The 13,702-nt window shown below is 33.0% G+C and carries 16 protein-coding genes; 8 read left to right on the plus strand and 8 right to left on the minus strand.

Features of this window, described 5'->3' with window-relative positions:
* Nucleotide 1 precedes the first annotated feature (1 nt).
* The 4 genes from crcB to QYS49_RS08990 form a co-directional block, all read right to left on the minus strand.
* Nucleotides 2–373 carry a fluoride efflux transporter CrcB gene (crcB, locus tag QYS49_RS08975; RefSeq protein WP_308351462.1) on the minus strand — a complete coding sequence of 124 codons (372 nt, stop codon included), beginning with the start codon at nt 371–373 and terminating at the stop codon, nt 2–4.
* Nucleotides 370–1,257, minus strand: coding sequence for a toxin-antitoxin system YwqK family antitoxin (locus QYS49_RS08980; protein ID WP_308351463.1), 888 nt, complete (start codon nt 1,255–1,257; stop codon nt 370–372). Before QYS49_RS08980 ends, crcB begins: the two co-directional genes overlap by 4 nt.
* A gap of 128 nt (nt 1,258–1,385) precedes the next feature.
* Nucleotides 1,386–3,272: a molecular chaperone HtpG gene (gene htpG, locus QYS49_RS08985; protein WP_308351464.1), complete on the minus strand. Its 1,887-nt coding sequence runs from the start codon at nt 3,270–3,272 to the stop codon at nt 1,386–1,388.
* A gap of 43 nt (nt 3,273–3,315) precedes the next feature.
* Nucleotides 3,316–3,498 (minus strand): hypothetical protein, encoded by a 183-nt coding sequence (locus tag QYS49_RS08990; RefSeq protein ID WP_308351465.1) that lies wholly within the window; start codon nt 3,496–3,498, stop codon nt 3,316–3,318.
* Between the two features lie 3 nt (nt 3,499–3,501).
* Between QYS49_RS08990 and QYS49_RS08995 the strand changes: the two genes are divergently transcribed.
* Both QYS49_RS08995 and QYS49_RS09000 read left to right on the plus strand, forming a co-directional pair.
* On the plus strand, nt 3,502–4,287 hold the full coding sequence (locus QYS49_RS08995; RefSeq protein WP_308351466.1) for a DUF4197 domain-containing protein: 786 nt from the start codon (nt 3,502–3,504) through the stop codon (nt 4,285–4,287).
* A 69-nt stretch (nt 4,288–4,356) separates the two neighbouring features.
* Nucleotides 4,357–4,989, plus strand: a complete 633-nt coding sequence (locus QYS49_RS09000; protein ID WP_308351467.1) for an outer membrane beta-barrel protein — start codon at nt 4,357–4,359, stop codon at nt 4,987–4,989.
* Nucleotides 4,990–4,996: 7 nt separating this feature from the next.
* Here the strand turns inward: QYS49_RS09000 and QYS49_RS09005 are convergent, their stop codons facing one another.
* From QYS49_RS09005 to QYS49_RS09020, 4 genes are all read right to left on the minus strand, one after another.
* Nucleotides 4,997–5,866, minus strand: a complete 870-nt coding sequence (locus tag QYS49_RS09005; protein ID WP_308351469.1) for an MORN repeat-containing protein — start codon at nt 5,864–5,866, stop codon at nt 4,997–4,999.
* Nucleotides 5,867–5,871: 5 nt separating this feature from the next.
* A complete protein-coding gene (locus tag QYS49_RS09010) occupies nt 5,872–6,669 on the minus strand; it encodes a DUF2490 domain-containing protein (RefSeq protein WP_308351470.1) in 798 nt (265 codons plus the stop codon).
* A gap of 4 nt (nt 6,670–6,673) precedes the next feature.
* Complete coding sequence (locus tag QYS49_RS09015; protein WP_308351471.1) at nt 6,674–8,638, minus strand: hypothetical protein; 1,965 nt, start codon at nt 8,636–8,638, stop codon at nt 6,674–6,676.
* 218 nt (nt 8,639–8,856) lie between these two features.
* Nucleotides 8,857–9,339 carry a DUF4293 domain-containing protein gene (locus QYS49_RS09020; RefSeq protein ID WP_308351472.1) on the minus strand — a complete coding sequence of 161 codons (483 nt, stop codon included), beginning with the start codon at nt 9,337–9,339 and terminating at the stop codon, nt 8,857–8,859.
* Nucleotides 9,340–9,612: 273 nt separating this feature from the next.
* On the opposite strand from QYS49_RS09020, the gene QYS49_RS09025 reads away from it, so the two are divergent.
* The 6 genes from QYS49_RS09025 to QYS49_RS09050 all read left to right on the plus strand — a co-directional run bounded on the left by QYS49_RS09025 (nt 9,613) and on the right by QYS49_RS09050 (nt 13,683).
* Entirely contained in the window at nt 9,613–10,434 is an 822-nt protein-coding gene (locus tag QYS49_RS09025) for a hypothetical protein (RefSeq protein WP_308351473.1), read from the plus strand.
* Between the two features lie 236 nt (nt 10,435–10,670).
* Nucleotides 10,671–11,837: an acyltransferase family protein gene (locus tag QYS49_RS09030; RefSeq protein ID WP_308351474.1), complete on the plus strand. Its 1,167-nt coding sequence runs from the start codon at nt 10,671–10,673 to the stop codon at nt 11,835–11,837.
* Between the two features lie 258 nt (nt 11,838–12,095).
* A complete protein-coding gene (locus QYS49_RS09035; RefSeq protein WP_308351475.1) occupies nt 12,096–12,359 on the plus strand; it encodes a rhodanese-like domain-containing protein in 264 nt (87 codons plus the stop codon).
* The gene (locus QYS49_RS09040) at nt 12,356–12,670 is read left to right on the plus strand and encodes a rhodanese-like domain-containing protein (protein WP_308351476.1); all 315 of its coding nucleotides are present in this window, start codon (nt 12,356–12,358) and stop codon (nt 12,668–12,670) included. Before QYS49_RS09035 ends, QYS49_RS09040 begins: the two co-directional genes overlap by 4 nt.
* Nucleotides 12,667–12,873, plus strand: coding sequence for a hypothetical protein (locus tag QYS49_RS09045; protein WP_308351477.1), 207 nt, complete (start codon nt 12,667–12,669; stop codon nt 12,871–12,873). The genes QYS49_RS09040 and QYS49_RS09045 overlap by 4 nt, the downstream gene beginning before the upstream one ends.
* Nucleotides 12,874–12,966: 93 nt before the next feature.
* Nucleotides 12,967–13,683, plus strand: a complete 717-nt coding sequence (locus QYS49_RS09050) for an acetolactate decarboxylase (RefSeq protein WP_308351478.1) — start codon at nt 12,967–12,969, stop codon at nt 13,681–13,683.
* Nucleotides 13,684–13,702: the final 19 nt, after the last annotated feature.

Below are 13,702 nucleotides of genomic sequence, written 5' to 3' on the forward strand. Positions count from 1 at the left end.
ATCAAATTAATTTAGCCAGACTAAAGCCCACAAAAACAGCCAATAATCCAATAGCTATACTTCCAAATCCGTACAACAAAAACAATCCCATTTGACCGTTTTGTAGATAGCTAAAATTCTCAAAAGAGAAAGTTGAAAAAGTAGTAAAGCCACCACAAAAACCTGTTACCAATAATAATTTGAAGTTTTGGGAGGGATTTTCAATTAAATACGCTAAAAATATGCCTATCAATAATGAGCCTAAGATATTGGATATAAGCGTTCCATAAGGAAGGAAATTAGATAAGTATTTTTGAGATAAATTAGTAGTAATATAACGCGCTATACTTCCCAATCCACCGCCAATCCCAATTAGAAGTAAATTTTTAATCATTTGGAGGCAAATTTACGATTCCAGTTCTCACGATCATATACTAAATCACCTTTTGCATTCCATTCTTGATTGATATAGGGCTCAAATTCTTTATTGAATGGATCCCTTCCATATTGAATCGTTTTCTTTCTTCTCCTTCTTTGATCATAATATTCAGCCCATAGACCTACTTTTTGATCAAATCGATATTCTCCCTGCACAGCCACTTGTCCGTTTTTATGGAAATAAAGATAAGTACCTTCTTTTTCACCATGTTCAATCGGTATCACTTCCTTTACATGCTCTCTTTTCTCTTCATCATAATATGTGATTTTAGAATCTATGGGCCAGCCTTTAAAATAGGTGAGTTTGTCCAAAAGGATTCCGTTATTATCATAGCGCATCCATCTTCCATGCTTTAATCCGTTCCAGAACATTCCCTTTTCAATCACCTGATCATCTTTTAGTTTTTCATAAGGACCATGGAGAATTCCTGCGAATTTAGGATCTGCGTTTTTGGTACTTCTGATTTCTTTTCTTTTAAAATCGTACCAATAAAAATCCCTAACATAAGGATCTGGCTCCACATATTCTTTTTTAAGATAATTAAATAACTCACGGGTTACATTATTTCCATAGCCTGATAATGTATAATTTTTCCGTACTTTTTTATCGTAGTAAAAGTTACGTTTTTTCTTTTCCTTCTTTTTTTCATCCTCTTCCTCTTCTTCCTCTTCCTCTTCATTCAAGTCGATAGTTACAGGTGCACCATCTAAAAATTGAAAGGTCTTTTTGATAGTATCGGAAGGAGTAGGGATAGTATCCTGAGGATTTTCTTCTTCCTGAGCCAATATTGCAAATGGCAAGACAAAAATTAGGGTCGATATTAGTAAGAATTTCTTCATATTATCCAAAACGAAAACAGCCCGAAGTTATTGAAAATTCCGGGCTGTCTATAATAATTATTAATTTTTCAATTACGAATTACGAATTAAGATTCAAAATTCGTAATTATCAAATTCCTAATTCGTAATTATTTCTCCATCATCTCCACGCTTCTGCTGATAAAGTTAGTTAAATCTTTACCATTAAGCATGTTTTGAGAAAGCAAGGCTAAATCATAATTCTGCTTGGCGATATTTTTTTGAGCTTCTTCACTCTCAGCCTTCAATATTTTAGAAGCCATTTTATGATTCGCATTTATGGTCAAATTATACTGATCTGGCATTCCGCCCATGAAAGGCATTCCGCCACCTGTTTGTTGCATATCCTTCATTCTGCGCATAAATTCAGGCATAGTCAAGGAAACTGGCAATTCATCAGGTGATAAAGCTTCCACAGCCACCGTCATAGATGAATTATTGATAGCCTCTTCAAAAACCTTTTTCAGCTTTTCTTTTTCATCATCAGATAATACGCTTTCCGCTTTTTCGTCCTTATCAATCAATTTGTCCACTATATCAGCATCCACTCGCTTCATATTGGTTTTCTCCAATTTCTGCTCTAATTGATTGATGAAATGGCTATCTATTGGGCTATCCAATAAAACGACATCATAGCCTTTTTTCTGAGCAGAAGTGATATAAGCATCTTGCTTACCAGGATTAGTGGCGTATAAAATGGTCACATTTCCGTCCTTATCCGTCTGATTTCCAGCTATACTTTCTTTGTATTCATCTAAAGTAAAGTGCTTATATTGCTCTATACTTTTCAAAAGACAGAATTTTTGAGCCTTGTCATAGAATTTGTCATCACTCATCATACCGTATTTCACGAAAAGGCCAACGCTATCCCATTTCTCTTCAAATGATTTTCTGTCATTTTTATAAAGCTCAGCCAGTTTATCTGCCACTTTCTTTGTAATATGATTGTTGATTTTCTTCACATTACTGTCAGATTGCAAGTAACTTCTCGATACGTTCAATGGAATATCTGGAGAATCAATAACCCCATGCATTAGCATCAAGAATTCAGGCACTACATCTTTTACCTCATCGGTAATGAATACCTGGCGAGAGTAAAGCTGAATTTTGTTTTTCTGAATATCAAAATCATTCTTGATTTTTGGGAAATATAAAATCCCTGTCAAATTGAACGGATAATCAACATTCAAATGAATCCAGAACAATGGTTCTTCACTAAATGGATATAGTTCTTTATAGAAGTCTTTATACTCTTCATCAGTTAAATCAGCTGGGGCTTTAGTCCAAAGAGGAGTAGTGTTATTGATTACCTTTGGAACATTAACCTTTTTCTCTTTTGCATCATCGCCTTCTCCTTCTTTAATGGTTTCTTCGGTTTCTCCGAAAATGATAGGAACAGGCAAGAATTTGCAATATTTGGTCAAAATTTCATTGACCCTATGCTCTTCTAAAAATTCTACTGAATCTTCATTGATGTGCAAAATGACTTCAGAACCTCTTTCTTTTTTGTCACCGTCTTTTAATTCGAATTCTGTGCTTCCATCACAAATCCAGTGAGCAGGAGTAGCATCTTTCTCTCTTGATAAAGACTTTATTTCCACTTTATCTGCTACCATGAAAGCAGAGTAGAAACCTAAACCGAAATGGCCGATGATTCCTGAACCTTCACCTTTTTCTTTATATTTTTCCACAAATTCGGTGGCACCAGAAAAGGCAATTTGGTTAATATATTTTTTAATTTCTTCGCCTGTCATCCCGATACCTTTATCGATGACATGCAAAGTCTTATTCTTTTTATCTATTTTAATCTCGATACTTAAATCACCCAAATCGCCATCATATTCACCTAGCGTACCAAGGCTTTTGATTTTTTGAGTGGCATCAACTGCATTGGAAACCAACTCACGAAGGAACACTTCATGGTCAGAGTATAAAAATTTCTTAATTATTGGGAAAATATTTTCCGAATGGATCGAAATACTACCTTTCTCTTGCATTTTGTTTACTTTTTTATTTGAAATCTAATAATTTATATCACGATTATTTGCCAATTGGTATTGACTTCCAGATAGTTGTGAAGTTATCCGATATTTTACCAAATAGGCTCTGTTTAATTACCTCTTGCCAATCATCAATTCCTATTCCAGTTGTAATATTATCTTCTTTTGCTGTCAGCTTGGCAGAAAAATTATGCGTAGATTGCATAAACTGAAAAAATATCATATTATGAACCGAATAGCTCTAATTTTCCTTGCCATTTTTTGTATAATCACCATTAATTCATGTGATGTATTAAAACAGGTAGCAAAAGATTATGACCCAACCCAAACGGGTCAATTGACTGAAAGAGAAGTAATACAAGGATTGAAATCAGCCTTGGAAGTAGGAACGAAAGCAGGTGTAGATCAATTAGCTGCTACCAATGGCTATTTAAGAGATGAAGCAGTTAAAATATTATTACCTTCTGAATTACAATCCGCTATTTCACAATTAAAATCTACATCGGCTGGAAGAAAGGTTTATGATGAATTCATTAAAGAAATAGAGGATGAAATGATTGTCAGTTTAAACCGCGCTGCAGAAAAAGCAGTCGTGAAAGCCAAGCCTATTTTTGTTAATGCCATTACTTCTATGACTGTTCAAGATGGGTTTAATATTTTAAGAGGGTCGGATAATGCAGCCACTTCTTATTTACGAGATAAAACTTTTAATCAGTTAGTGAATGCTTTCAAACCGGATATTAAAAATGTATTGGATGATCCTATTGTCTATAATAAAAGCAGTGAGCAATTATACTCTACTTTTGTGAAGACTTACAATGATGTTGAGCGTAAGGATATAATTAATGCCTTGAACCTAAGCCCAATCAATGAAAAAGATTTAGCCTCATTTGTGACAGAACGAGCTTTGGACGGGATGTTCCAAAAAATTGCGTTAAAGGAAAAAGAGATTAGAGAAAATCCTTCAGCAAGAATAAATGATATTTTGAAAAAGGTATTTGCTCAACAATAATTTTTAGATTTGCACTGATTTTGAGAGGATTGATCCCTTCAATTTAGCTTAGGTGATGATATTTTAAGTATGAAAATAAAGCAAATTATAATTTTTACATCCTTAGTGACCATTTGGTTAGTTTATAAGCCTACAAAATTGAAGGCTCAGGATTATGGGCTTAAAGCGGGTGCTGTATTTTCAACTATTAACGGACAGGGAAGTGGTAGTATTAAGCCAGGACTTCAACTAGGTGGCTATAAGAAATTTGGAGCTACTGAAAAGCTATTTGTTCAGATGGAAGCAATGTTTTCACAAAAAGGATCGTGGAATTGGGATAGTGTGAACCAAAATAATATTAATCTTTATTATTTTGATTTCGCCATTATGTTTGGAATCCTTCTGGATGAAAAATTTACTCTAAATTTAGGGATTCAGCCTTCCATTTTTTTAGGAGGAAATTACAAATATTCTATTAATGGGCAGGAACAAAAAGAAAGTCTGAGCGGACGAGTAAGTGCAATGGATTATGCTACAGTTTTCGGTTTGGAATATGACCTAAATGAAAATTACACTATAGGAGGGAGATTTAATTACAGTTTTGTGCCTCTGCAATCCTATGAAAATGATTTTGCTAACAATAGGGAGCTTCCTTTTTCTATGCTATTTCAGCTGTATGGAAAAGTAAAGATGGAAAAAGTAAAAGAATGGCTTGGTAAGTAAATAGATATTACTGCACCAACTCATCATTATTCCAATCACCTTCCAATTTAACATTTCCGTCTTTATCGAATAAGGTGCCTTGTCCATTTCTTTTATCATTTTTCCACTGACCCACGTATTTTTCACCTGTATTCCAATAATACGTTCCGGTTCCTTCTCTTTTGTCATTCTGGTATTCACCCACATATTTATGGCCGTCAACCCATTTATAGGTTCCTTTACCGTGCTTCATATTGTTTTTCCAATCACCGTCATATACACTATTGGAGCTGTAATGCCCCACTCCTTCACCATTGGCTTTACCGAATTTCACCTCTCCAAAATAAGCTATTTTGGTTCCATTGGCATTATAGAAAGTTAGTCTTCCTAATTCGGCTTTGTTTTGAATTTCTTTCTCTTTTTGAGCGATGGTATTATTTAGTGAGGAAACTTCTTGATCAAATCTTTCTTTTAAATTTTCAATTTTTTCCTCATATTCATTTTTCACCTCACCTATTTTTTTATCCATTTTTAGTTCCATACTTGCAATTTGAGAACTACTCATGGTTTGGGTACTATCCAATTCAGAACGCAAAGAGTTGAATCTTGCTATGGTTGCTTTTCTACTTACCATAAAGCTTCTATCATCTATAGAATCTTCAATTTTCAGATAAATATCCATTGCATCATCATAATTCCCAGCTATGAAAAATTCATCAGCTTTTGATTTTTGGCGATATAAGGCACTTTGTTGCTGAAAGGTTTCTATTTTTTCGGCTTGGCTTTGTGCCTCTTCTTTAAAGTGATTTTTCCTTTTACTGACTAAAAAAATAGCAATTAAGCAGCCTATAATAATGATGGGAGCTAGGTAAAATGATATGTTTTTAACTTTTTTCATGGGGCTTAGTCTGAAAGTTTAATGGTTGGTATTTTTTGCTCTTCTTTTCTGAAATCCAAAGAAATATAGGTGCTTAATCTTAAAATAATTCTTCTTTTGTAAAGAGTGGGGTCATTCAAATTTTGTCCTGTTGTGTACATTAATCCGAATGAACTACTTACTCTTGGGCTCGCTATGTACCCAATATTTCCATACAATCTTAAATCCTCTACAAAGCTTCCTACTATATTTTTTCCACTTTGCATAATCAATTCCATACTTGGAGAAACGTAAAAAGTGCCTGGTTTTAATTTATCTCCATTGATAGGAATTTTCATATAGAAATTATACCTCCAACGGTTGCCAAATTTGAATTCATCATTAGTAACTGCTGCTCCTCTTTTCCATCGATGCTCAATCCTGATTCGGTTATAAAGCATAAATCTAGGAAAGGGCAATACGAAAAGGTATTGGTGCCAAATCCTGGGTTCAATATAAAGAGGATCGTATTCTGGATTATTTTGTTCTGGTGTGAAATTTAATCTAAATACACCTCCAACAGTAAAGTTAAAATTGGGAGATACAACATAGTTTAGACCATGACGATTGTAAATTTGGGCCATTCTATCCACAAAAGGGTTCTCTGAATTCCCAATTCTTCTGTAGTGCATTTCTGCCGCCCAATACAATTTTTCACCTATCCTGAATTTATTATAGGAGCTGAGCCACATATTGGTGCCAAGCTCCTCAAATTCTGACTCTAGTTCCTGAGCTGAAATATTGAAGCAAGAGCCTAAAAATATGATTAGTAAAATTTTTCTCATCCCATTAAAAGCTTAAATCCATTTCTAATATTTCAGATGCTTTTTTGGGAGTTTTTGCCCTTTTCACCTTTCTTTCCATCCTGTTCGTGTTGCTTTCATTTAGCACTTCAATCATCTCATCATATAATATTTTAAAATTAAATTGATAAGCTCTCATATTATCACAAGTTAAATTTTGCATGTTTTGAAATATGCCAGGTAGTAGTAATTTATTGAAAGCTTTGTAAATAGGAGGTTTTGATTTTTCCTCCATATTAGTATATGTATAAGGGTTAAACACTTCCTTTGTATAAGCTTCGTTTATTTTATAGATACTTTCTGGAGCTTTATTTATGGTATAAATCAACTCTTCAGTTTGGCTAAAGCAATTGATTAGTGGCTCAATAGCCCCCATTTTATCCTCAATTGTTGGAAGGTTAGAGTAGGCCGCTAGTTCTTCATCAGCAAAATCAATTATAGCTTGCGCTACATCTATACCTGCAAAATTATCATGTTCGCCCGTAATTAATGAGTCCGCCAAATATTTAGTCTTTTCATATTTAACCAACATTGCTTTCTCTAACTCCATTAATTTCTCTTCTTCCTGAATTTCCTGTAAATATTCTTGGAGGTTTTCTTCTATAAGTTTCAATTCTTCTTCCAAAGCATTCATAAAGCTAGAAAGCTTGGATAGATTACTTTGATTAGTTGAAAAACTTAAATCAGATTGAATTTCATATTTACTGGATAGAGAATCAGATTTGAAAACACTATTTATAGAGGATTTATTACTAAGATCAATTTTGTATTGAAGCAATTGGTCTCTATTGAAAAACTTGAGTTGCCCATCTTCATATAAAGAAAGAATTTCCTGTGTAGGCTTTAAAAAATAGTTGTTTATGTCTTCTAATACGTTTTCGAATTCAGCCACTTTATTAGTTGATACACTTGCTATATTAATTTGAGGATTGCTTAAAATGGATTCGGTTTTTTTAAGATTCTTTTCGAGTTTGCTTTTTATTTGTTTGAGCAGATCCTTCTCCTTTTCATTTATTGTGGATGCATTTAACTTACTAGAGATGGAGGGTTTTATATTGCTTTTAATAATAGGGGAGAAGGTGTTGTCAACCAAATCCAAATTATCCAATAAAGTAAAAAACAAATTACTGATATTGTCTTCCTCTTTATATTTCACTAGTAGTTCTTCATCATAAATTCTGGCTTTAAGTTCAATAATTTGCAAAAATTCTGCATCCAGTGAAATGCTTTCTTCAGATAAATTAATGCTGTCAGGATCATTGATTTTGATTTCCTGTACTTCCTCATCTCTATAAAGGCGCATAGCTGTCAGGATATTATCTTCAAATACCCATTCTTTCACTAGTTTTTGATCAGTATTGTCATCTAACTTATAGAATGACCAAACTCCTTGAGTCAGTTCTTTATCTCCCAATTCCCCTTCTAAAATATTATTTTCAATATTTAATTGGAATTTACCTTTGGCTCTATCGTCTTCAAAATTTATGGTTGCTGTTAAAGTAGTGTCTGTTATTTTTGAATCACGAATTTTCCAATCATAAAGCTTCCAAGCTCCTGTTTTTTTACCAACTATAAAATTTCCAACAGCCATAAATTCATGACCATTTACATCATAGGAATAAGTGTAATCTTTATAATACCCATCTCCGGTTGGTTCAAAAGCTCCTTCCGTTAATTTCCACGATTCATCTGCTCTATTTTCTTTAAACTCGCCCTCTACAGTTAGATACTCGTATGTATCTTCTTGATTTTCAAATTGTTGAGATAGTTCAAAATTACCGTTGTAAATAGTGTCTGTACCGCTAAGGTAAAAATCGTATTTCGCTAAATATTTTGTATTATTTATAGTGTAAGTACTATCAAAAGATTGAGTTTTTTGTGCCTTAGCCCATGAAGAGAGGAGGAGTAACAGTATGATATTGAATAGTATAGGCTTTTTGGTTTTCTTCATAGATCGTAATGATATTGAGGTCAAATGTAATAAATAAGTTTCTTCAACCCTAAACGGGATTTATGAACTTTTGACTTAGCAATTCAAGAATTTCATAAATATGTGAAATTCTTGAATTGTAAGATTGAAAAAATTAATTTTAACTTAATTTTTTAATGACTCATCATTAATCTAATTATTGCCTTTATGTAAGAATACCTGACTTGGAAATAATGAAACTACCTCAGTCTGTCCATAGAACGAACTAATCTTTCATCTTTCCTGATAAATCGCACTGCAAGTGAATTGAATACCAGGGAGATAGCAGGTAAAAATAAGCCATAACTATAAGAACCTTGAATGCCTGGTAAGAAATTCCCTTCGGCTTGGGTTGCCCAATATGCTGAAAGACCTAATGCAGTACCGATTAAAAGGGAGTTAATTGTGGCAAACACAATTTGGCGCATTCTCTTTTTGTACATTCCAATAGCTATAAAAGAAACACAGACAGACAAAAGTCCCAAAATGCCTGGAATTACATAAGGACTAAATTCATTCTTTACACCTTCTTCGGGAGATGTAACGGTTTCGAGGTAAAAAGCGGTTAAAGTGTAAGATGCTCCAGAGTTAGTATCCACTTTTTGCCATAATGGCGCAAATAAAAATACCAGCATAGCAAGACCTACAATTAATAAAAATATGGTTTGAATTCTTTGAATCATCGAAAAGTGCTTTTTGTATTTTGCAAATATACGGTAAAATTCACTTTCATTAAATGAGATTGGGGATAAAAATGGTTTTTTAGAGATTAATAATTGAATTGTGGAGAAAAAATACAATTTTCAAATCATGATGAAATTTTGGTCTCTTAAACTGCTATTGACTTTGTTAAAATAGGAGAATTATACTAGTAGGTACATTATTTTAAATGATTGTTTACTTTTAAGGTTTAATAATTATATGTAACAGTTACTTTATTTAGCAAATGAAAGACAATGAATATACAAAAGATTAAAAATTATAATCATAAGATACTTGCTGTTTTGGGTACTTTATTACTTTTAATCGCAATCATTAGCCTAATATTACTAACAGTTTTTGCAATAGATGAAATAGGTAGGAGCTATAGATACAACAGGCATGATGACGGGATATTATCAGATGAGAAAATTGTAGAATTACAGAAGCAAAACAAAAGAAAGCAGTTGATTTCTTATGAAACTCCTAAGTTGGTTGACTCCCTGAATTTGATTTATATGATTCCAGTTTCTCATAAAACCCTCAATCGTGAAGAATTCATAGAAGAAGAGTATTTAATGGAGTTAAGTAATGATTACAGTTTAGGTAAGAAATATTCTCAGAAGTATTATGGTGACTTTAACAACCTTCTTATTTACGATTACCAAAATCACAATATTGATAAACTCTTTGAGGACAGGGTTAATTTCGAGAGTATTCAGACAGCATATTTTTCTGATGAAATTTTAATATTCTTTAAAGCATCTTCAAAAGACACTTACAAAGATGGGGTTATTAATCAACTTGACCATAAAACGCTATTCATCTATTCCTTGAAAACTAAAGATCTGAAAGAGATAGAGCTTGAGAATGCAGACGTTTCAGAAGTTGATTTTGTAGAAAACAGTAAAGATTTAATCATAAAATTTGGAATTGACCATAACAAAGACGGAAAATTTGATGAGTATTCTGAACCTACTGTCATTAAAAAGTATGACTATGAGAATGGAGAATTAATTGACATTATTAGTCAAGAAATTAATATTGAATTGCAAAAGAAGCTTGAAGGAACTAAATAAAAGTAAGCAGCATGTTGCAATCTATAGCTTCAAAAGCTTTGATTTGTTGCTTTTTAAAAACTATTGAACTCATAATTTCCATAGAAAATATATATTTTATTAAAAACATAAACGGAATACCTGTATCAGGTATATTTATTTCGTGATATTAGTGAATAAGTGTATCTTGAGGTGAACTTTATTCAATTGTTATAGCTAATCTTTCAATAAATATTTCCATAACATACTAACTTAAAGTGAAAAAGATCTTTGATTCAAATAATGCAAGATTGCACGGGCTTGATCATCTTAGAGCAATAGCAATTATAATTGTAATGATATTTCACTATTACCCAGCCCCAGAATGGCTAGAGCCCATTAAAAATATAGGTTGGTCAGGTGTAGATTTATTTTTCGTTTTAAGTGGATTTTTAATTGGATCTCAGTTACTAAAAGAGTACAAAAAAAACAATGACATATCATTTAGAAATTTCTATATAAAAAGATTTTTCAGAATTATTCCAGCCTACTTAGCGGTATTGCTTTTGTATTATTTACTTCCAGATATGAGAGAAGGGTCTGGTATGGCACCACTTTGGAAATATTTAACGTTCACACAAAACATAGGACTTGAGGTCGAAAATTCAAGCTCATTCTCTCATGCTTGGTCGCTCTGTATTGAAGAACAATTTTACCTTTTACTTCCTATTGTAATTTTGAGCCTTTTTGCAATGAGACTTCAAGCCAGAGCGGGATATTTAATAATAGGACTTGTATTTTTAGGATTACTACTTAGGGTTTATAATTGGAATGAGTATGTTCAACCGCTTATAGATATCAATAAGGGAAGAGAAATGGCTCGAAGTTTTTTTGAAAAAATTTATTATCCAAGTTATAGCCGAATGGATGGATTGCTGGTTGGAATAAGCATTGCTGCCATTTTTACATTCAAACCAAAAACTAAGCAATTCTTAAGAAATAAAGGGAACTACTTTCTTGTCTTGGGAATCATTCTGTTTTTATTGTCATTTCAAATCAATGAAAATCTAATTTCATTTAATAATGCAGTTTATGGTTTTCCATTAATTTCGATCGCATATGGCTTTATTGTAATAGCTGCTTTGAGTCCAGCTTGTATTCTTTATAAAATAAAATCTAAGATTACCTTCCTTATCGCAACACTATCATACTCTATCTATCTAACTCACAAATTAATATTTCATATAATAAGAAATGTAATTATAAATCGTGAATTAGATCTTAATCCAAATTTAACGTTTGGGATATGTATAGTTGCTGCAATAATTGTTGGTTTATTTTTGCACATTACAATCGAAAGATCATCCCTAAAGCTTAGGGAGAGAATATTAGAAGGCAATAGAAAAAGAAATAAAAAATTAAGCTATAACACTACCTATGAATGAATGGGGTTTCATCAGTCAGGAAAGTTTGGAGGTACATGGAAAGTCAGCCACAATTTGTAATTTTAATAATTGCTGTGGCAGTGTGCAGATGGCAAGCTTAGTAGTTTCTAAGCCCCACTCATCATAGCCATAGCGTTGTATGTCAAAAGGCACCATAAATTCAAATTTTTTATATTCCAACTAGTTTGTAACATCTGTTACTATCCTATCCACTGAAAGTCCGTTACTTAGCATTGTAATTCAAAAAAGAAGATACAAATGAAAAATTCAAATAAAACAATAATTGACGTAAGGTCAGAAGGAGAATTCGGAATGGGACATGCAGAAGGTGCATTGAATATTCCATTGAATGAAATCGAAAGAAGAGTAGATGAAATTAGCAAAATCGATGGCGAAATTATTTTGTGTTGCGCTTCAGGTAACAGAAGTGGAATGGCACAACAAATTTTGCAATCTAAAGGAATAGAATGCCATAATGGTGGTTCTTGGTTTGCAGCTGAAAATTATGCAATGGCCCTATGAGTTTCCTTAGAAAATTATTCGGCTTAGGTCCAGCAGTTGACTTGAAAGCATTAGCAGATGAGGGTGCTATCATTTTAGATGTGAGAACAAAAGGAGAATTTCAGGGAGGGCATATCAAACATGCGATTAATATTCCTGTGGATAGTATCTCCTCTAATTTATCAAAATTGAAAAATAAAGATAAGCCCATTATCACTTGTTGTGCTTCAGGTATGAGGAGTGGTCGTGCCAAAGGTCTTTTGAAGGCTAAAGGCTATGAAAAAGTGTATAATGGTGGAGCCTGGACTTCACTCAATAGAAAAATAGCATGATTAAAACTATTTTACATACTCCCTGGACTTTCATGCGCTGGCTTAGGTTGGCTATAGGACTATATCTAGTTTTTGTAGGTATCACAGAGTCAGAAATATTCGCAGGAAGCATAGGGGCACTTTTTACCTTTTTGGCTTTGCTCAATCAAGGTTGTGGTGGAGGAAACTGCTCCAATGGAAATTGCTATATTCCGAAAAAATAGAATGTAAAAAAAAGCCGGTTAATGCCGGCTTTTTTTAATTTTAGTGTTTCGAGTTTAATTAAAATTAGTATATAACCTAACCACTAATCTAAAATGAAAAGAATATTCATAATACTTATAGTAGCCCATTTAATCTCCTGTTCACAATCAGAAGATAAAGAATCCTATTGGCTGAAATATGCTGGAGGTAGAGATATTATGATGCAAGAGCAAGATTTTTCTGCTAAAGCTGATTTAGATAGCCTTAAAAATAAAAAAGGATTAATGGCATTAGGTCCAATTGAAAATTTGAAAGGCGAAATCACCATTTTTAATGGTGTGGTTTATACGGGTACTATTGAAAATGATCATGCAGTTTACAGAAAAGATTCTGTAGTGAAGGCAGTTTTTCTAGCTTACGGCAGTGCTGATGTATATAGTGCTGTTGAAGTTGAAGAATCAATAAAAGGGCTCAAAAACATTGAAAGTTATATTCGAGAAAAAGCAACTGAAAAGGGTTTAGATCTTGAAAAGTCTTTTCCTTTTTATATGGAAGCTCAGGTCGAAGATTTGGATTATCATATCATGTTTAAAGAAGGGGCGGGGATGCACGGACCTCAAGCTCATCAAAAAGCCAAAAGAAAATTTAAGCTTGAAAAGTCTAATGCGAAAATAGTGGGGGTTTGGGCTAATAGCCAAGAAGAAGGACTTTATACCCATAAAGGCAGCAGAGCACATTTACATTTTGTAAATGAAAATAGCTTGGCATCAGGTCATATAGATGATGTTCAAATATTGGCTGGGACTAAACTTTTTTTACCTCAAAATTAATTTAAAAATGAAGTCTGGA

It is taken from the genome of Marivirga salinae, assembly GCF_030503855.1.
GTDB classification, from domain to species: Bacteria; Bacteroidota; Bacteroidia; order Cytophagales; family Cyclobacteriaceae; genus Marivirga; species Marivirga salinarum.